The organism is Butyricimonas sp. RTP31003st1_G1_RTP31003_210430, assembly GCF_040920905.1.
GTDB classification, from domain to species: domain Bacteria; phylum Bacteroidota; class Bacteroidia; order Bacteroidales; family Marinifilaceae; genus Butyricimonas; species Butyricimonas paravirosa.
In genome coordinates this window covers 14,951-35,273 of record NZ_JBCOSQ010000055.1, presented here as the reverse complement: position 1 = coordinate 35,273, position 20,323 = coordinate 14,951, and the positions used below count along the sequence as shown (strand labels likewise).

Below are 20,323 nucleotides of genomic sequence, written 5' to 3'. Positions count from 1 at the left end.
CCCAAAGACTGGGCAACCTCGATTGACTTCAAGGCGGTTGACACGTTTGTCAACTTATCCATCGTGTGAGAGCCATTCACCGTGACCATCCAGAAGAGTCCTTTTTGCTTGATCACGTGCGCCGAGATCGCAAACTCGCATCCGGAGTTTTCCAATTTTCCCATATTCACCTGCACGGAGGAAACTCCCACGGACCAAGGTAAAGAAATCGGCATCAAAGCATCTTTCGTTTTATTCTTGTAATAACTGGCATCAATATTTATCCGTTCATTAAACAACGTGGCACTCAACCCCCAGTTATATTTCATCGTGATCTGCCAGTTCAGATCCGGGTTTCCCATCGTGATCGGTACCGCCCCGATTCCCGCGTAATGAATCAGATCTGTCGTGTAATTATAAGTCGTCATTGCCTGATAGGGTGAGAACGTCACGTTAGCCGTTGATCCCACGCTAAAACGCAACCGTAGCATATTCAACCAACTCACGTTACCCATAAAACTCTCTTTGTCAACGTTCCATCCGATACCTGCCGACCACACCGGGGCAAAGCGATGATCACTCCCGAAACGGGATGATCCGGCCGATTTATAGGAACCGTTCAGGAAATAACGTCCCAGCAACTCGAAACTACCGGTCCCGTAAAAACCGACTTCTCTAGTTTTCTTATCTCCACCACTCGGACGGGTAGAGGCATATTGAGAAGCAAATTTAATATCTGTCATACCATCTTTCAAAAATCCTTCCGCCTTCGTCGTGATAGAAGAAGAATTCCCCATTTTAAAATCTGTACCCACGTTCACGGTCAACACCGTGTTACCTGCCTCATTCAGAGGTAAACGATAATTTAACGCAATCTTTCCCGCCCAGTTCGTACTCTCGTTATGCGTGAAAGAATAAGTTCCTTTCTGGTTTAAAAACTTACCTTCAAACGAAGAATCATCCGGCGACACGTACACCTTCGTGTAAGAATCACTCATATTCACGTTAATATCGCCCGTGATGAAAAATGCCTTTTTAATATCCCACCGCATACTCAAGTAATTCGAAAACGACTTGTTCCGTCCCTTGTTAAAACTGGACAACGTTGCGTCGTACAACGGATTTCCTTGATTCCGGGAATCATTGGCATTTGAAAGGTAAGGATCAAAATAATAGAGTTTTATATACTCCCCGTATTCGTCATACACCGGATTATACGGGTTCAGTCTCGTATATTTCCCGAAATCCCCGTAAGGACTTGCTTTGCTATCGGTCATCGTGAAAGCGAAACGGTAATTAAAAGTCAATTTATCCGTTAAGTGATACGCGAAAGAAAAATTCGCCCCGTAGTTCCGACGGTTATCCCCTTTCATCACGCCATAGGCATCCCTGAAACTCCCGCTTGCCCTGTACTCGATCCCGTTTCCCCTACCGGTCAACGTCACCGAATGATTGTGCGAGAAAGCCCAGCGTAAAGGCTTGGATGGCCAATCCGTGTAAACACCCCGGCGGATATTATCCAACTTGTAGTAATACGCCGGATCAAGGCTCCCATTCACTTCATCGTACAACCCGGCCAAACGTTCCAGTTCCAACTTCTGTTCTGCATTACACAAACGCAAGGATGTCAAATCCGGATAGCTGAAATTAGGCGTGAAATTATAACTCAAGCGAGGCTTGGATTCCGTCACTTTCGTTCTCTCCACCAAGATAACGCCACTGGCAGCTTTATCCCCGTACAACACCGCCGCAGAAGCATCCTTCAACACGGTCACCTGCCCAATATCGTAAATATCCAAGTCATACAACTCCTGTATCGAAATCTCAACCCCATCCAGCATAATCAAAGGCGTATTCACGTCCGCCTGATTCTCGGTCATGATGGAATTCGCCCCCCGGATCAGAATCTCGGGAATCGCATTCGGATTGGACCCCTGCTCGTTATTTTCCACAATCCGTAAACCCGGCACCAATGAGGCCAGCGCCTGAATCAGATTCGTCGGGGACACTTTCAGCAAATCCTCCCCTTTCACCGTGGTCAATTCCCCCGTGTAGGCATTTTTAGCCTGCGTGTAATAACCGGTAACCACGACATCTTCCAACTCACGAGTGTCTTCCTTCAAAACAACATGCAACTCCTCGGATTTTGTCACCGTGATGGTCTGGCTTGCCATTCCGATAAAATTAAATATCAGTATCATCTCCTTTTGTGCGGGAATTTCCAGCTTAAACTTACCCGTCGCATCCGTGGCCACTCCTAAAGAAGTTCCTTTCAGCAGAACCGTGGCTCCCGGTAGCGGGTTACCGTCAGCATCCTTAACATCTCCGGTGATACTCACCTTGTCAACCGTTTTCGTTTCCTGGCGCTTTTTAATAATCACAACATCATTCACAAGCGTGTACGTGTAAGGTGTATTCTGCAAACAGTAATCCAGAATCTCCCTTACCGTCACATTCTTAAATTCTTTAGTAATAAGAGGGATTCCCTGAATCTCCTCGTGGTTATAAACGAAATCAAGTGATGTCTCCTTTTTCAAGGTATTCAAAACCTGCAACATCGTGGCTTTCTCGAATTTCAAATTCAGAGGTGTTTTCTCATCGAATTTAGGTGACGTTCCGCCACCAAAACCCGAAAAGCTGAATAAAATCAAGCAACCAAGCAACATGCATACTTTCGTAGCCCATTGGCTATAGCTCGCCTGTTTCATAGACAAGTTCTTTCCCATTTTCAGTTTGTTTAGGTTTGTAAAAAACACATAGAAGACCATTTCGAGATCTTTTCAGCACTTAAAACCTTTTGGGGTTTTAAGTGCTTGTAACATTTATTTTTTATTCAGAGCATTCAACGCTTCGTCCAAAGCGTAAAGCATCGTCTGGTAATGTGCTTTCGTATCGGAATCTGCCGTAGCCAATCTACTGTTCAACAAATTCTTCACACGTAAAGCATAAGCGTAGAAATACGTTTTTGAATCATCGATCGTACGGGTATTCACCCGGTACTGCCAATCATAACCATGTCCGAAAGAGGTTAGTTGCTTGGCCACAAGTCCCTTCCCATGAACTTGTTCCAATTCCCGCAACTCATTCTGGTATTGTCCCACCAATCCGGTCGGGTCCAAACCGTAAGCTACAATCTCATCCACGGACGGCATAAACGCATTCTCCATTCCCAGCCCCTCGTCCGGATCGGCTAGCACCTTCACCAACTTACTCTTCTTGGTAATCACGTCAGCAGCCTGATCCACCACCAAACGTTGTAATATTTTCTCCCCCGAAGTCGGCTTACGCCCCTTTATAGCATTCTCCCACACGTGGTTGTACAAATCATCAAAGTAAGCCTTCAACGTGTAGGGATCTTGAGACACGTGAGCAGACAACACCACGTTCTTATACGTTCCTAACAACTCCGTTGCCGTGTAGTAACACACGATCGGTGGCAAGGCAACCCGTAGTCCGAACTGATCAGTCAATCCCGTGTTATGTAACCAATCACTATTTTTCAATTGCTTGATCACCCACACAAAAGAGTTACGTTGCAATTCTTTCGGCACGGATTGAAATGTCTTTCCGGCAGTACCCGGTTTCACCTCCGTCAGATAAATCCCCCCCACGTTATGCATGACATTTTTCAAATAACGGTAATACTGATTTCCCAGCTCGTTATACAGATTCTCACGATGCGAGCCATCCGTATCATCCACAAACCAATTATTCATGTTGGCCACGATATATTTCAGATTCTTGATCCCGTAATCCCCGGCCTTAATAGCATCGTCCCCTAAATCCTCTTCCAGCGCACTCGGATCGTAACGGGCAATCACCTGTTGCTTTCCATAACGATATATGGGATCTCCTGCATGTTCGTCAATCCAACTCTCCAACATAGCTTGCTCCTCTTTAGCCGAAAGACCGTACAGGGGCGTGTACAACCACTTAATCACATACTCGTCATAAATACCCAAATTAGGCGGGGTCAACTTCACACCCTTATCTTCGGGTTGCGCCACGTAATTAAACCGGGCATAATCCATGATGGAAGGTGTCGTCCCGTACTTTTGAGTAAACTTTGCAGAACGTAACGAATCAACCGGATAGGCTGCCGATGCCGACATATTGTGCATCAACCCAAGGGTATGCCCCACCTCGTGAGCCACGATATATTCAATGGATTCTTCCAGAATATTATCCGGCATTTTCTTGGTACGCACGGACGGGTCAACTTGAGAAGTTTGTAAAAAACGCCATTGATTGGCCAACTTCACGACATCATTAAAAATAATGACAGACGCGTTAATGATCTCACCTGTTCTCGGATCAGTCCACGAGGGCCCCATAGCATTCGTGATCGCAGCCGGAACATAACGAATACAAGAGTATTTCAGATTATCCGGATCAAAAGTCGGATCATCCTTCGGGAAATCCCGCACCTGGATCACGTTCTTCAACCCGATCTTCTCGAAAGCAACATTCCAACGCAAAGCAGCCTTCCGCACGGGTTCCTTCCACATGGCAGGAAAAGCATCATCCACATAAAACACGATCGGTTTCACGGGTTCCACCAGTTCACCTCGTTTATAGGCCTCCACATCTTTCGGTTCCACCCGCCAGCGATTCGCCAGCGTGTAAATCTGAATCCGGTCCTCGTCGGTAGAAATATGTTGTTTCGTATTCGTAACAAACACCCCGATCCGGGTATCACTCACCCGTGGATGCATCTTCTCTTCCGGCAACAACAGCAAAGTACGGGTTGCTTTCACCGTCAAAGGCTCGTTTTTCTTCACAATAAACATCCCCATCATCTTGGCCGACACGGAATAGGAAAGATACGACTTTACCGTCACGTTATCATCAAAAGCCTTAATTCCATCCAAAATAGAACCCGCACTATTAAACACGGCTGTAATCTCAACCATTCCACCTCCACTGGAAATCGGTGCCAATCGCTCCGAATTACCCGTAAACAAAGAGGTCATATCAAGCAAAAAAGCAGAACTATCGTTCGTGTAGCAATAGATTTTATACGAACCGATAATCGGGTCCATAAAACTCCTTGCCATCACTTCCTTCATATGCCCCTCTTGAGGGTTACAAGTTGCGGACACATTCACTTCCCGCATAAAAATCGTGCTGTCCGTCTTCGTGAATTTTATATGCATTGGATCTTTCGGTTTATAACCGATAGCACATAGGTTATTATCACTCGCCTCCGAAATCGTCGAGGCTAGTAACATTTCCCGCCCCAGATATTTCACTGGAAACTCGAAATAAACCTTCCCATCCAGCTTATGCAAGGTCACGAATTCCCCCCGGGCTGTCTCACACGATTTATTCTTTACCAACTTATCATATTTACTTTGCCGTTTGGTCGGTTCTTTTTTCGTTTCCGTTGCCACTGTCTTTTTCTTTCTCGCAGAAGCGAATGAAGTCTGAGTGCATGGCAATACTAATAGTATTACCATACCTAGGGTAATCCATCTTTTCATGTATGAAATTTTAAATAAAAATTATAATAACACCTGTTTTCTATTCCTGATGCGTGTATACCACGATCTGTTTATTATTCATCTTAAAGGTTACATTTGCAGCTTGTTCCATAATTTGCAGGATAGCATCTATACTCTCGTACCTGGGCATAAACCCGGAAAATTTATAATCCTTGATCTCCTCATCATCAAACACGAACTCCACGTCATACCAGCGGGAAATCTTTTTTAACAAATCCTCCAGACGTTCCTCGCTGAAACTGAACTGGTCTCTCGTCCAGGAGATATAGGACTCCACGTTCACTTCCCGGGTCGTCACTTTCGAATCGGCCACGGCAGCCATCAGTCCGGGAGTCAACGCAACAACCGTATTCCCGCACTCAATATTCACCCGTCCCTCGACTAACGTCGTCATCGAAACTTCATCGTTCCGGTAAGCAGAAATATTAAACGTAGTACCTAACACACGCACGGCATACTTCTCACAATGCACGATAAAGGGTTTCGCAGCATCCTTTGCCACCTGAAAAAATCCTTCTCCTTCCAGATACACCTCCCGGGTATCACCCGAAAAAGATTGCGGGAACTTTAACCGGGAATCGGAATTCAGCATTACCTTCGTACCATCCGACAACTGCAAAGAATAAGCCCCGCCACGAGGTATTTTCAGCGTATTATACACCAAAGAATCCGCCGTTCGGGGAGTATGATAGATCAAGGTTTCACCATTATTACTCACGAAAGGTAATTGCTCGTCAAGCGTGTCCGCCACCCCCGGGGCAATCAGCAAAGTATCCCCTCCCGACAGAATCAGCGAGGCACGCTTCCCAAAAGAAAAATGGTTGCCCGACTCCACCCGGGCCACGGGCAGTACTTCCTCACCGCCCGTCGAAAACATCAGATAAGAAGATACACTCAATAACACGATGGCAGCCGCGGCAATCCCACGATACAAGCGTCGAATGGAATGTCTCTTCCGAATGTCTTTCATGACAGACGGCCACGACCGACGAGCATTAAACTGTTCGTATAAAGGATATTCCGTATGTTCCTTGTATTCATTTTCCAATCGTTCATACAACTCCTCGTTGGCCTTGGAACGTGATTTCCAAGCCGCGAAGAAAGTTTCCTCTTCGGGAGACAAACCTCCTTGAAGTCTTTTCACGATCAACTGGATAATATACTCTGTTTCCTTTTTCATTTCGTGTTATTTTACCTTATAACACTTCACGAAGAAAAAGGTACCGACAAATTTGAATCTTTTTTATTCGATTTCTTTTATTCGCTCCACTTGCCTGTTTAGAAAATAATCAGCATAAAGAGAATAATCTTCGGTTTCATAAAAAGCTATCAACCCTTTCCTGTAATTCAATATATCAGCATCTTTCGAGGAATAGACTGGGATAATATCGGCATTCATCAAGGCAATGCTTTCCACCATTCGGGCGGTACGTTTATTTCCATCAATGAAAGGCTGCAATTTAGCTATGTTACAATGAAGATAAACAGCCCGTTCCAATGGATTTGTGAATTGTTCCTGTTGATAAAGTATTTCATTCAACTTAGCTCGAATATCGTGCAAGTCCTTTGGAGGAATATATCCCGTACCGCTGATACGGACAGCTCTTGTTCTCAAATAGCCGGATTCTTCATTGGAAACCAAACCCGTGGATATAGCCTGATGTACTCGGAATAAAGTGCGTTCATCAATTATTTCCTGATTCCTCCCTTTATTAATATACTCCACTTCTGATATGAAAGTATTATATAGGTTTTTCAGCATCTTGGCGTCTTCATACTTCTTTTCGGAAGTAATGCCATCTTTGAGCAATGCCTCTGTTTCCACGTAAGTATAGGTATTCCCTTCAATCTTACCTGAATAGTAACACCACACCACGGCTAAATCTTTTATTTCATTAGAACGCAAATCCGATAGTTTCGCTAAAGGATGATTCAAAATGAATCGCGCAGTTCCTTGCTGTTCCTTATTAAATATCTGTTCCATAATCATAAAACATTGTCGCCTAGGGTTAGATTTTATAGTTCCCTATATAACAGGAATATTGTGTTTATCCCCCAAAAACATGAATTCCATCAGTTATATTTTTTCTATATTTACAACCGCAAAAGTAATAAATAATATTTAGTTCTAACGATATAAACAAAAATCCTAATTAGACTACCGATCAACGTCAAATTAGGATACTTCTTATAAAATACGTTCCTAACACTCAACAGCGACTCGCACCTATGTCTCACTAATACCTCCATCATTTTTCAAGAAAAAAGTAACGAAAAATTGACTGCCCGTATCGGCAACTTATCGAAGACTTATCGGTAACTTATCGAAGACTTACCAGTGAAACACCGACGGGACAAGGGAAAGAGTGTAATGCTATTATACTAAATTAACATTTAGGACTTCCTCGTTATCCCCAGTTCCAAGGTCGAAACATATTGAATTTTCCCTTCATCCAACAATTTCCGGACTTGCCCGATCACGACTTCTTCGTCCTCACCCAATTGACGCACCAACTCCCGAATATTCGTATTCTGTTTGACAAGCACTTGCAAAATCCGTTCCTCCAAGCTCTTCCGCTCTTCCCGATGCAACCGTTTCTTCTTCCCGATACAGACATCACATATCCCGCAAGGTTTCTCTTCCTTCTGCCCGAAATACTCCATAAGCAAAAGCTGGCGACACGTTTCGTCATCCCGGATATAACGGGCCATGGCCCCGATCTTCGTGACAAACAACTCCTTCCGGTTCTCGTAAGCCTCCCTCCCGATTGTGATATAGGACAATGGCAACCGGGGCTGGTAATACACAATGTAAGGTTTCACGTCCCCCGGCACGTAGCGAATAATCTTACGCTTTGCCAGAGAAATAAAAGCATCATACAGCACCTTGCGTGTCACGTCGAGCTGATCAGCCAAAAAACCTTCGTCCACGTAAGCATCCTGCACGAAAATTCCGGCATAATTTCTCATCAGGAGAACCATAAGTCTTTCCAACAAGGGATCACCCGTCTCAAACTCGTACAACCGATCCCGTAACACGGTGAACATCACCCGGGAACGGGAATTTATATCCGTCGTGTACCCCAAGAACCCCGCGACCTCCAGAATACTGATGGCAGACATCACCCTCGCCTCGTTGAGTTTAAAATTACGGGCAAACAGTTTCAAATTGAACTCGAACGCCCGTCCCTGTCCCTCGCCCTCACCTAACTGGTAATAGTTCGCCAAGGCCTCGTACACCCTCAATATATAATCTTTCGGGGGAAAAGCATCATCAATCCGTTTTTGTAAACCACCCAAAGCTGCCCGGCTGGAAAGTAACACGGCGTATGCCCTTTTTCCATCCCGTCCGGCACGTCCCGCCTCTTGGAAATAGGCCTCCGGACTGTCCGGCACGTCATAATGCACCACCACCCGCACATCCGCCTTATCAATCCCCATCCCGAAAGCGTTCGTCGCCACCACCACGGGAACTTTTCCGCTTTTCCACGCCTCCTGCCGACGTGCCCGCTGCGCAGAAGACAACCCGGCATGATAAAAGTCAGACTTGATCCCCGACTTGTTCAGGAAAGCGGCAATCGAAGAAGCCTTCAACCGGGTACGCACGTACACGATCGCCCCCCCCTGCACCTTGGACAAAATATTGAATAATTCCAACGGCTTGGCCTCCGTGTCCCGGATCACGTAGGAAATATTTTCCCGCCGGAAACTTTTAGAGAGAACGTTCGGGGTCGAAAAGTGCAGCTGTTTCTGAATATCCTCCACGACCTCGGGGGTAGCCGTGGCCGTGAGCGCCAGGGTAGCCACCCCGGGAAAGAATTCACGCACCTCCGCTATTCGCAGGTACGGGGGACGAAAATCATACCCCCATTGAGAAATACAATGAGCTTCGTCCACGGTAATCAGACACACGTTCATCAACCTCAATTTTTCCCGGAACCGTTCCGAGTACAATCGCTCGGGCGACACGTACAAGAACTTAACCGTATCATATATACATTTATTAATGATCGACTCCACCCGGTCACGCCTCATCCCCGTGTAGATCGCCTCGGCTGGAATCTGCCTGTTCTTTAAATCCTCCACTTGATCCTTCATCAGGGCAATCAACGGGGTCACCACCAGACAGACACCCTCCATCGCTAGCCCGGACACCTGGTACGTGAGCGACTTTCCCCCTCCCGTGGGCATAAGGGCAAGCGTGTCCTTCCCGTCCAGCACGGAACGGATAATCTCTTCTTGCAAGGATCGGAAATCATCGTATCCCCAGTAAGTCTTTAATATCTCTTTTATATCACGGGTCATTCTTCGAATTCTATTCGCAAAAATACAAAATAGACGAAAAAACTCTCACAAACTCGTATATTTAAATCGCTTTTTATTATTTTCGCCCGAATATTAATCGCATAAAATCATGAAACTACAACATATACTGATTTTTATCCCCTTCCTATGGGCTTGTAACGATAAGTTCGCGAAAAACGAGCAACCCGTGGCAAAGGTTTTCGACAAATACTTGCTGAAATCGGAAGTTTCCGGCTTTATTCCCCAAGGAACCCCCTCGAAAGATAGTCTCATCATGGCACAAAGCTACGTGCGGAACTGGATTACCAAAGAATTACTGTTGCACAAAGCGACCCAGAACCTGAGCGACGAGGAAAAAAACATTCGGAAACAAGTGGAAGACTATTCCTCTTCTATCTTGATCCATAAATACAAGGAGAAACTGATTTCCCAGAAACTCAGCCGGGAAGTAAGCGAACGTGAAATCTCGCAATACTACGACGCGAACAAATTCAACTTCGTGCTGAACACCCCGGTCGTGAGAGCTTTGTTCGTGGTGATTCCCAAATCCGCTCCGAACATTGAAAATGCTCGTAAATGGTTCCGTTCCAAGGAAGCCAAAGACCAGGAAGCGTTGGAAGAGTATTGCATCACGTCAGCCAAGAAATTCGATAACTTCAACGACCAATGGATCGAACTGCGTAACCTGCTGAACCTCCTGCCCATCACGTCGGCAGAATGGGAAAGTAAATATAAAAACAAGGAGTCCATCGAAATCGAGGACGACGAGAATCACTATTTTCTCAAGATCAACGAGCTACGCCAAGCTCATGAAACGGCACCTCTCGGTTACGTGAAAAAAGAGATCGAGATATTGTTGCTGAACAAACGTAAAATCTCCTTCGAAGAGAATCTGGAAAAAGACATCAACACGGAAGGTCTTCGGAAAGATTACGTCAAAATATATTAACAGGATTAGAAAAATGAAAATAAAAATGCGAAAACGAACGGATTATTCGCGGATTTGAAGAAAAAGTATTAGTTTAGAGCGTTTTTATTGAGTATAACCTTATTCATAAATTATGAGATATTTATCACTGCTTGTACTGTTATTTTTAGCTAGTTACGCCTCGGCACAAAAAAACGTGATCGACAAGATTATCGCTGTCGTGGGTGAAGAAATCGTGTTGAAATCGGATATTGAGAACCAATTTTTACATGAACAATCCCAAGGATTAGTAAATTCTTCCGCCGACTCTCGTACCAGAATATTAGAAAATTTATTGGTCCAGAAACTGTTAGTGGCTCAAGCTAAGATAGATAGTATCGAGGTAACCGACACGGAAGTGGAAAACGCGTTGAATTCACAATTGGAGCAATACGTGCAACACATCGGTTCCCGGGAACGTCTGGAAACCTACTTCGGAAAATCATACGAGGACATCAAGAACGAAATGCGTAACCCGCTCCGCGAACAAATGATCACGCAACATATGCAATCCAAAATCGTCGGAAACGTTCGGGTAACCCCCTCGGAAGTCAGGTATTTCTACCGGAAATTCAACAAGGACAGTCTTCCGGAAGTACCCGATAAATACGAGATTCAACAGATCGTTATCAAACCGAGAATCAGCGATACCGAGAAGGAACGTATCCGTAACCGGTTGAGAGATTTCCGTGAAGAGATTCTTGCCGGCAAACAAACGTTCAACACGTTAGCTGTATTGTACTCGGAAGACCCCGGATCTGCCGCTAAAGGTGGTGAATTAGGTTACCAAACCAAGAGCGCGCTGGCCCCGGCATTTGCCGAAGCTGCCTTCAGCTTGAAACCCGGCAGGGTATCTAAAATCGTGGAAACAGAATTCGGTTTCCATATCCTTCAATACATCGACCGCCAAGGAGACAAAGTAAACGTGCGCCACATCCTGCTCCGTCCCCGGATTTCCGATGAAGAACGGCAAGAAGCAATCCAGCATTTGGACACCGTGTTGACTTACATCCACGACGGGAAAGCCACGTTTGAAGAAGCCGCGGCTTATTTCTCCATGGACAAAAAGACCAGAAACAACGGCGGATTGATTTTCAACGAGGAAGACGCTGATTCCAAACTCCCCAGAGAAACCATCGAAGGAGAAATGGCCCGTCAGGTAAACAAACTGAAAGTGGGTGAAATTTCCTCTCCTTTCTTGGATCAGACCCGTACAGGCGAAGAATACAAGGTGATCAAAATCAAGGCTTACTATCCTTCCCACACGGCTAACCTGGACGATGACTGGATCAGCTTTGAAAACGGGTTGAAAAGCAAAAAACAACAGGAAGTACTTGATAAATGGATCAAGGAAAAACAAGCAAACACCTATATCCATATCGACGAAGATTACAAGAACTCCAAATTCCATTATGACGGATGGTTTAAATAATTGACAAGCTAAGATTTACAATTAAAGATTGATGATTTTTCCGCGATGAGAGCAGGTTTATGGGTTGGGATATTATGTATTGTATGGGGACTATTCCCCTTGCAGACAGTTGTAGCACAGGGAAATAAAAAAGCTAAAGTCAAGATCGTTAATGCCGATAGTTTACTGGTGGGAACGCTGGGCAAACCGTCTAGGTTTATCGGGAACGTACACATGACGCATGAAAACACGCTCATGTGGTGCGATAGTCTCTACCAGTATGAACTACCGGACTCCAACTATCTTGAAGCATTCGGCCACGTGCGGGTGATCAAAAACGATAGCATCCGTATGTCCGGTGACTACATGTACTATGATGCCAACAAAAAACTGATTCAAGTCCGCCGGAACGTCACGCTGGAAGATCCCCAGATGATCCTGACCACCGATTTTCTGGATTATGACGGACTATTCGACATCGGGTATTACTTCAACTGGGGACAACTGAAAGATAGCCAAAACACATTGGATAGTAAAAAAGGAAACTATTTTACCCAAACGAAGATAGCTCTCTTCAAAGACAGCGTGAAAGTGAATTCTCCCGAATACCTGATCTTCTCGGACACCTTGAAATATAACACGGAAACTAAGCTGGTTTCCATTCTGGGCCCCACGAACATATACGGGAAGGAGGACGAAAATAACACCCTCTACTCCGAGGATGGATGGTATGACTCCAACTTGGGACACGCAGAACTGTACAAGAACAACCGAGTCACACACCAGAGTTACGAGGGGGTGGCCGATACCATGGTCATCGATAGTATAACCGGGATGGCTTATCTCTACTGGAACGTCACGCTTGTGGACACCGTGAACAACGTGATTGTGAAAGGTGAATACGCGCAAATGGACCGGGAACAAAACAAGGCATTCGTCACCGACAGCGCCCTGTTAATCATGGTCGGAAAACAAGATTCTCTTTTCGTACACGGAGATACCCTGTTCATGGATCAGGACTCTGCCAAGAACCAGATTTTACGGGCTTACTATAAAGTCAAGTTCTTTAGTCAGGACTTGCAAGGATTGTGTGATTCGATGGTCTACCTTTCTGTCGACTCCACCATCACCCTCTACAATGAGCCAGTGGCATGGGCCAGTGGCAACCAAATGACCGCCGAAAAGATTTCCTTGCTCACGGGAAATGGAACGATTAAGGAATTCTACCTGAATACCAAGGCCTTCATGGTCTCTCGAAGGGAGGAAACCGAAATGTACGACCAGATCAAAGGGCGAAATATGACCGGTTATTTCCGGGATAACGAACTCTACATGGTGTATGTGAACGGTAACGGGGAAACCATCTACTTCCCCGATGATAAAGGAAACATCATTGGTGTTAACACCGCCAATAGCTCCAACATCCGTATCATGATCGACAAACGGAAAGTCACGGACATCATCTTCATCAACAAGCCCGACGGGGAACTCAATCCCTTGTTCTTGGCCGATCCCGAAGAAGCCCGTCTGAAGGACTTCCGCTGGCTGAAATACATGCAACCATTGAATAAATTCGACATCTTCAAAGAAACCAAAGAACCCGACCCTGTCGAGAAAGAAGAGAAAGAAAAAGAATAATGTAATCAAATTAAACAAATGTGATAACTTTGAAGATTATTTAAAGCACTTAAAATTTTCATAATCTTATCAGAATTCCCTAACGCTGTTCATAGTATATTTTTTTACATTTGTGAAAAATAAAACGATATGCAGCTCCGGAAAAACCTTAACCTCTACTTATCGGGCATCGTGGTCTTCATGCTGACCATACTCTTATTGTCCACAGCCTTTGCCCTCGACGAGAGTTTAGGGAACCGGATAGCTAAGATTTTTTGGTTCTACAAAGTTATTATCGTGGCAGGAATTGCCTGCATACCGCTCGTATGGATGCGTCCTTTCCGTTTTTCGATAACTGACCTGCTGGTTCTCCTTTATGCGGGCTATACCCTCTGTAACGACTATTTTGCGGGGACAATCGCTCCCACCCGAACGAGCCTCTTCATCTTGATCATCGTCACGTATTTCATATTCCGACAGCTGACAACATTCGCCTCGCTCAGTTTCACGCACGCGGCACTCCTGCTCACCGGGGCAATAGAAGCCATCTGGGGACTCGCCCAACTATACGGTTTTACTCCCTCTCAACACAGCCGTTTCGAACTAACCGGATCATTCTTCAACCCCGGCCCCTATTCCGGATTTCTAGTTGCCATACTACCGTTAGCTTTATACTACACGCTTACCGCCTGCCGGATAGCCCGCATCCTGTCGGGAGTGATTCTCGTACTTCTCCTGCTCGTCCTGCCCGCCACGTTAAGTCGCGGGGCGTGGTTAGCCGCCATCGCGGGATGCGGAATTGTACTAGGTAACTACTTTCACCTCTATAACCGATTGAAGTTTTTATTTCAAAAACATCGGTTCGCCTCCTTCATCGCAACGATCTGTATATTCCTCCTAGTCACCGAGACTCTCATCGGGATATACCAATTAAAAAAAGAATCTGCCGATGGACGCCGACTCATCTGGAAAGTCTCGTCCACCCTTGTAGCCTCCCATCCGGCAACAGGCGTCGGGTTCGGGCATTTTGCCGGGGCCTACGGGGAAGCCCAAGCCGCCTATTTCTCTGCCACGGAGCGCTCCGCAGGAGAAGAACTCGTGGCCGATGCCCCCGAGACAGCCTTCAACGAATTCGTGCAAATCACGACAGAAACCGGAATCATCGGTTTATTACTTTTCCTGACAATCATTTTTTGGGCCTTCAAAACCGCCCGGCATCCTGACAATAAAGTCGCGGCAGGCGTGACCGGTTCGTTAGCCGCGTTCCTCGTTTTTGCCTGCTTTTCCTACCCGTTCAGCGTGTTGCCCCTTCTCATCCTCTTCACGCTGCTCTTGGCACAATGTACCTCGATGCAACAGGGTTCCCGTTGGCTCTCCGGCATCTTCTACCTGTTCCTGTTTCTCCCCATCTATTTCCTAGCCACCGGGCAACAGGAACGGGAACAAGCCTACAAACGCTGGAAATCCGAACAAATCTATTTTAACATGCAGATATTCGAACGCACCGTGGATAATTACAAGAAACTCTACCCTCTTCTGAAGGATCAACCCGCATTCCTCTTCGAATACGGGCAATGCCTCTCCCGCACGGGACAACCCGAAACCAGTAACCTCATCCTTGAAGAGGCTGCCCGCCTATCTGCCGATCCCATGATCCGTAACATCATGGGCAAAAACTACCAAACCATGAAACAATATCCTCAAGCTGAATCCGCTTTCCTGAAAGCCTCCCGCATGGTCCCCAACCGCCTCTACCCACTCTACCTGCTCTCCAAGATGTACCACGAAAACGGCCAAACCGACAAGGCCATTGCCACTGCCCGCTTACTACTCGAAAAAGCCCCCAAAGTCCCCTCTTCCGCCGCCGAGGAGATGAAACGGGATATGCTGAAACTAATTATAGATACTCAATAGAGCCCCATTTTATTTATTACAAATTAGTAATGCCCATGTCGATCACACTTATTGCCGGAATGACGGTCGGAACCTTCGTCAGTTTATTCATCATTCCCTTGTTTTATTACTATTTAGAACGTATTTTTATCTCAAGAAAAAAATGAAGAAAGTAATTAAATCCATATTCCAGTACGTGGGAGCCATCCTGCTGGCCATCGTGATTGCTGCCCTGTTGCGCTTTTTTATCGTGGACTTTTACAGCATCCCTTCCGACTCGATGTACCCGACGATCGAACCGGGAGATTTTATCGTGGTGAACAAAATGTACATGGGAGCCCGCTTTTACAAAAACTTCGACTTCTTGGACGGCGCACACCCGGAAACCGTGCGGGTACCGGGGTTCTCTTCACTGAAACGCAATGACGTGATCGTTTTCAACTTTCCCACGCACACGAACGGTCGCTGGGATATGGATTTAGGAACATTTTACGTGAAACGCTGTATCGCCCTGCCCGGAGACACGTTATCAATCATCGCCGGAATCAATCATATCAACGGTAAAACCGGCTACGGAAACATGGAGGAACAACAACGCCTGCACCATTACCGCGGGGAGTACGCCCCGGGAATTTACAACGCTTTCCCCTTCGATTACTGGCATCGCTGGAACATCCAAGACTTCGGTCCCCTGTACCTTCCCGCCGCAGGAGCCACTATCACCATTGACACGTTAAACTTTTCGCTATACCGCCACTTGATCGCTTACGAAACCCAAGCACCCGTACACTCACAAGATCGCCAACTCTACATCCGGGATTCCTTGATCCGTGAATACACGTTCCAAAAAAATTGGTACTTTGTGGCCGGCGACCAAGTCTTCAACTCCCGGGATTCCCGATACATCGGTCCCATCCCCGAAGACTTTATCGTGGGCAAAGCCTCGTTCGTCCTCACATCAAAAGACCCACACACGAAAAAATACGTGTGGCGACGTTTTTTCAAAAAAATAAAATGAGGATGTGTCAAAAGGTATTTTATCCTCAAAAAAACTCCTCCGTCACTTCGTGCCACCTCTTTCTTCCCCTGCCTGAGGGGAAGTACCCCGAAGGGGGGATGGGGAGGGAGAACAGAAGAGGAATTTGTAACTTTTCCCGAAGACGGTGAGTAACTCAACTCTCCCTCTGTTTATAGAGGGAGTACGGCGAAGCCGGGAGGGAGTTTGAAAAATACCTTTTGTCCCCCCTCTATAAACTTATTTTTTTATCCCCAACTCCTCCCGCAAGAAAGGAGCCGTCACGGATTTTTTATTCCGAGCAACTTCTTCCGGGGTTCCGGTACAAACGACGGTACCACCCATTTTACCACCGCCGGGTCCCATATCGATAAGATAATCGGCTACTTTAATCACGTCTAGGTTATGCTCGATGACAATCACGGTATTCCCTTTATCAACCAGCTTTTGTAGCACTCCCAACAATATATTTATATCCTCGAAATGTAGTCCGGTTGTAGGTTCATCCAGTATATATAGCGTACTCCCGGTGTCTTTCTTCGAAAGTTCGGTAGCCAATTTAATGCGCTGGGATTCTCCCCCGCTTAACGTGGTACAAGGTTGTCCGATCTTGATATACCCCAACCCGACATCCTGTAACATCTTCAATTTGGATTGCAGGTGAGGCAGATTCTCAAAGAACTCTACCGCCTGATTGATCGTCAGGTTCAATACATCCCCGATGGACTTTCCTTTATAGCGAACCTCCAAGGTCTCTTTGTTGTAACGTTTACCATCACAAGCCTCACAATGTACATAGACATCCGGAAGGAAATTCATCTCGATGGTCTTCACACCCGCACCTTTACAAACTTCACAACGTCCTCCGCTCACGTTAAAGGAAAAACGTCCGGCCGTGTATCCCCGGATTTGTGACTCCGGTAACTTTTCGAATATCTTCCGAATATCGGTAAACAATCCCGTGTAAGTTGCCGGATTGGAACGAGGGCTTTTACCTAACGGGCTTTGATCCACCACCACGACCTTATCAATTTCAGTCATCCCTTCTATCGATTTATAAGGTAACGGTGCAGCCAAAGCATTATAAAAATAAGCACTCAATATCGGATGCAAAGTCCCGTTGACCAAAGAAGATTTTCCACTTCCACTTACCCCGGTCACGCAAATCAATTTCCCCAGAGGAAAATCGACACTCACATTTTTAAGATTATTTCCGGTACATCCTTTCAGGGAAATCTTCTTTCCATTCCCTGCACGACGTTCCGCCGGGATAGCGATGACCTTCTCCCCTTTCAAGTACTGTGCAGTCAGACTATCACTTTTCAGAATATCGGAATACCCCCCGATAGCCGTGATCTCCCCTCCTTTTCTTCCCGCCTTAGGTCCCAAATCCACGATATAATCGGCATTCTCCATCATCTCCTTGTCATGCTCCACCACGATCACCGAGTTACCGTTATCCCGCAATTCCTGCAAAGAATGAATCAACTTCCGGTTATCCTTCTGGTGCAACCCAATACTCGGTTCATCCAATATATAAAGGACGTTTACCAACTGTGAACCGATCTGTGTTGCCAGACGAATACGCTGAGACTCCCCTCCCGATAATGTCATGGACTGACGATTCAAGGACAGATACTCCAAGCCGACATCAAGCATAAACTTCAGGCGAGTCCGGATTTCTTTTAAAATCTCTCCCGCAATCTGTTTCTGTTTATCCTCTAAATGTTCCTCCACGTTACCGATCCACTCGTACAAATCAGATAACTCCATATTCGCCAATTCAGAAATATTCTTCCCGTTAATATAGAAATGCAGAGCCTCTTGGTTCAACCGTTGACCGTTACACACGTCACAGGTTGTCACGGAAATAAACTGTTCCGCCCATTTATTCGCTTTCTTGGAAGTCGAATTTTCTTCCTGCATGGTGACATACTTCAATATTCCCTCGTACGTCGTGAGGAAATTGGATGATACCCCGATCTCCGCATTCTCCAAACGGAATTGTCCCGGATAACCATACAGAATATCTGTCAAAGCCTCTTCGGGTAGGTCCCGAATCGGTTGTTTTATATCGGCACCATGTTTTCTCAGAATTGTTTCGATCTGGTAAAAAATAAGAGAAGCCTTATATTTTCCAAGGGGCAGGATTCCCCCGGCATGAATGGATAATGAATTATCCGGAATAATCTTTTCCATCGCCACCTCGTTGACAAATCCCAATCCCTTACATTTCTTACAAGCCCCGTGAGGCGAGTTGAAAGAAAAGGTATGCGGGGCCGGATCTTTATAAGAAAGCCCGGTATCCGGACACATCAAATGGCGGCTATAATATTTAATCTCATCCGATTCGTAATCTTTTACCATCATCACACCCTTGCCGTGTTTCATGGCAGTACCCACAGAATTTTTCAAGCGTTTCAAATCAGCCTGATCCATGACAATCTTGTCCACCACGATTTCGATATCGTGCATCTTATAACGATCAACACTCATCCCGATCGTTATCTCCCGCAGCTCTCCATCTACCCGTGCCGAAATAAAACCATTCTTCCGTAAATTCTCGAATAACTCCCGGTAGTGTCCTTTACGTCCTTTTACCACGGGAGCCAACAACAATACACGCCGTCCGGCAAAATCACGCTGTAACAATTCCAATATCTGTTCATCCGTATACTTTACCATCTTACTACCCGTGGCGTATGAGTAAGCAACACCCGCACGGGCATAAAGCAAACGCAAAAAGTCATAGATCTCGGTGGTCGTACCGACCGTAGAACGAGGATTTTTATTCGTGGTTTTCTGTTCAATTGAAATCACAGGACTTAACCCGGTAATTTTATCCACATCCGGACGTTCCATACCTCCCAGAAAACGACGGGCATATGCGGAAAAAGTTTCCAGATACCGACGCTGCCCCTCGGCATATATCGTATCAAAAGCCAAAGATGATTTTCCACTCCCGCTTAACCCGGTAATCACCGTCAACTTATCCCGTGGAATCGTCAGGTCTATATTTTTCAGATTATGCTCTCTGGCACCAAATATGGCTATATTGTTATCTTCTTCTTCTCTGTACTCCATGAATTCCTATTCCTTAAAAATCAACTTACAAAGATAGGGAAACTATTTCGAATGGAAGAAAAATTTATGATTTATGATTTACAATTTACGAATAAAAAGTGTAAACTTGATACCGTAAAAATCTAAAATCAGTAAATCTAAAATTCATGGAGTAATGTGTGGTAGGAATTTAAAATCGGAAATCAAAAATAAAAAAAAGGAGGGATTTCCTGTAGCGTCTTAAATGGAATACATTGGGACTGACGAAAAGATGTTGTATGTATGTGTGTGTGCGTGCGTCTGTGTGTGTGGTGTGTGTGCGTGGTGTCCCGTAGGATATATTCCAGTACTTTTAAGAACTCTATCAGAAAATCAGCTTAAACCCCAGTCAAAGCTATCCCCTCTCTTTATGCTAGATGATTCAATCTAATAACAGCTAAAAATAAATCATAAGTTCATCATCTATTCTACCTCTTTAACGTTACCGCTAAAGAAAGGTTTCGTTTTTTCTCGAAAAAAAATCGAGAAATTTTATTTTTCAATTATTCAAACTAACTCTTCAGTTTTCA

At 45.4% G+C, this 20,323-nt stretch carries 11 protein-coding genes; 5 read left to right on the top strand and 6 right to left on the bottom strand.

Features of this window, described 5'->3' with window-relative positions; genetic code table 11:
• The 5 genes from AB5542_RS15615 to AB5542_RS15595 all read right to left on the bottom strand — a co-directional run.
• A partial coding sequence (locus tag AB5542_RS15615) for a SusC/RagA family TonB-linked outer membrane protein (protein WP_368243189.1) occupies positions 1 to 2,705 on the bottom strand: 2,705 nt, incomplete at its 3' end.
• Between the two features lie 96 nt (positions 2,706 to 2,801).
• The gene (locus tag AB5542_RS15610) at positions 2,802 to 5,462 is read right to left on the bottom strand and encodes a zinc-dependent metalloprotease (protein WP_279038448.1); all 2,661 of its coding nucleotides are present in this window, start codon (positions 5,460 to 5,462) and stop codon (positions 2,802 to 2,804) included.
• Between the two features lie 40 nt (positions 5,463 to 5,502).
• Positions 5,503 to 6,663: a FecR family protein gene (locus AB5542_RS15605; protein WP_279038447.1), complete on the bottom strand. Its 1,161-nt coding sequence runs from the start codon at positions 6,661 to 6,663 to the stop codon at positions 5,503 to 5,505.
• A 63-nt stretch (positions 6,664 to 6,726) separates the two neighbouring features.
• A complete protein-coding gene (locus tag AB5542_RS15600; RefSeq protein ID WP_087420623.1) occupies positions 6,727 to 7,467 on the bottom strand; it encodes a Fic family protein in 741 nt (246 codons plus the stop codon).
• A 410-nt stretch (positions 7,468 to 7,877) separates the two neighbouring features.
• Positions 7,878 to 9,788, bottom strand: coding sequence for an ATP-dependent DNA helicase RecQ (locus AB5542_RS15595; RefSeq protein ID WP_288215174.1), 1,911 nt, complete (start codon positions 9,786 to 9,788; stop codon positions 7,878 to 7,880).
• Between the two features lie 109 nt (positions 9,789 to 9,897).
• On the opposite strand from AB5542_RS15595, the gene AB5542_RS15590 reads away from it, so the two are divergent.
• The 5 genes from AB5542_RS15590 to lepB all read left to right on the top strand — a co-directional run bounded on the left by AB5542_RS15590 (position 9,898) and on the right by lepB (position 16,694).
• Positions 9,898 to 10,737, top strand: coding sequence for a peptidylprolyl isomerase (locus AB5542_RS15590; RefSeq protein WP_087420071.1), 840 nt, complete (start codon positions 9,898 to 9,900; stop codon positions 10,735 to 10,737).
• A 112-nt stretch (positions 10,738 to 10,849) separates the two neighbouring features.
• Positions 10,850 to 12,187, top strand: coding sequence for a peptidylprolyl isomerase (locus tag AB5542_RS15585; RefSeq protein ID WP_118302620.1), 1,338 nt, complete (start codon positions 10,850 to 10,852; stop codon positions 12,185 to 12,187).
• 45 nt (positions 12,188 to 12,232) lie between these two features.
• A complete protein-coding gene (locus AB5542_RS15580; protein WP_279039882.1) occupies positions 12,233 to 13,804 on the top strand; it encodes an OstA-like protein in 1,572 nt (523 codons plus the stop codon).
• A 129-nt stretch (positions 13,805 to 13,933) separates the two neighbouring features.
• Positions 13,934 to 15,697, top strand: a complete 1,764-nt coding sequence (locus AB5542_RS15575; RefSeq protein ID WP_279039881.1) for an O-antigen ligase family protein — start codon at positions 13,934 to 13,936, stop codon at positions 15,695 to 15,697.
• A 142-nt stretch (positions 15,698 to 15,839) separates the two neighbouring features.
• Positions 15,840 to 16,694, top strand: coding sequence for a signal peptidase I (gene lepB / locus AB5542_RS15570; protein ID WP_279039880.1), 855 nt, complete (start codon positions 15,840 to 15,842; stop codon positions 16,692 to 16,694).
• A gap of 237 nt (positions 16,695 to 16,931) precedes the next feature.
• Here lepB and uvrA read toward each other — a convergent pair whose 3' ends face one another.
• Positions 16,932 to 19,775: an excinuclease ABC subunit UvrA gene (gene uvrA, locus AB5542_RS15565; RefSeq protein ID WP_087420027.1), complete on the bottom strand. Its 2,844-nt coding sequence runs from the start codon at positions 19,773 to 19,775 to the stop codon at positions 16,932 to 16,934.
• Positions 19,776 to 20,323: the final 548 nt, after the last annotated feature.

Excerpts from the sequence above, each read along its gene's own strand:
- AB5542_RS15610 (WP_279038448.1), bottom strand. The coding sequence starts at position 5,462 with ATGAAAAGATGGATTACCCTAGGTATGGTAATACTATTAGTATTGCCA.
- AB5542_RS15605 (WP_279038447.1), bottom strand. The coding sequence starts at position 6,663 with ATGAAAAAGGAAACAGAGTATATTATCCAGTTGATCGTGAAAAGACTT.
- AB5542_RS15600 (WP_087420623.1), bottom strand. The coding sequence starts at position 7,467 with ATGGAACAGATATTTAATAAGGAACAGCAAGGAACTGCGCGATTCATT.
- AB5542_RS15595 (WP_288215174.1), bottom strand. The coding sequence starts at position 9,788 with ATGACCCGTGATATAAAAGAGATATTAAAGACTTACTGGGGATACGAT.
- AB5542_RS15590 (WP_087420071.1), top strand. The coding sequence starts at position 9,898 with ATGAAACTACAACATATACTGATTTTTATCCCCTTCCTATGGGCTTGT.
- AB5542_RS15585 (WP_118302620.1), top strand. The coding sequence starts at position 10,850 with ATGAGATATTTATCACTGCTTGTACTGTTATTTTTAGCTAGTTACGCC.
- AB5542_RS15580 (WP_279039882.1), top strand. The coding sequence starts at position 12,233 with ATGAGAGCAGGTTTATGGGTTGGGATATTATGTATTGTATGGGGACTA.
- AB5542_RS15575 (WP_279039881.1), top strand. The coding sequence starts at position 13,934 with ATGCAGCTCCGGAAAAACCTTAACCTCTACTTATCGGGCATCGTGGTC.
- lepB (WP_279039880.1), top strand. The coding sequence starts at position 15,840 with ATGAAGAAAGTAATTAAATCCATATTCCAGTACGTGGGAGCCATCCTG.
- uvrA (WP_087420027.1), bottom strand. The coding sequence starts at position 19,775 with ATGGAGTACAGAGAAGAAGAAGATAACAATATAGCCATATTTGGTGCC.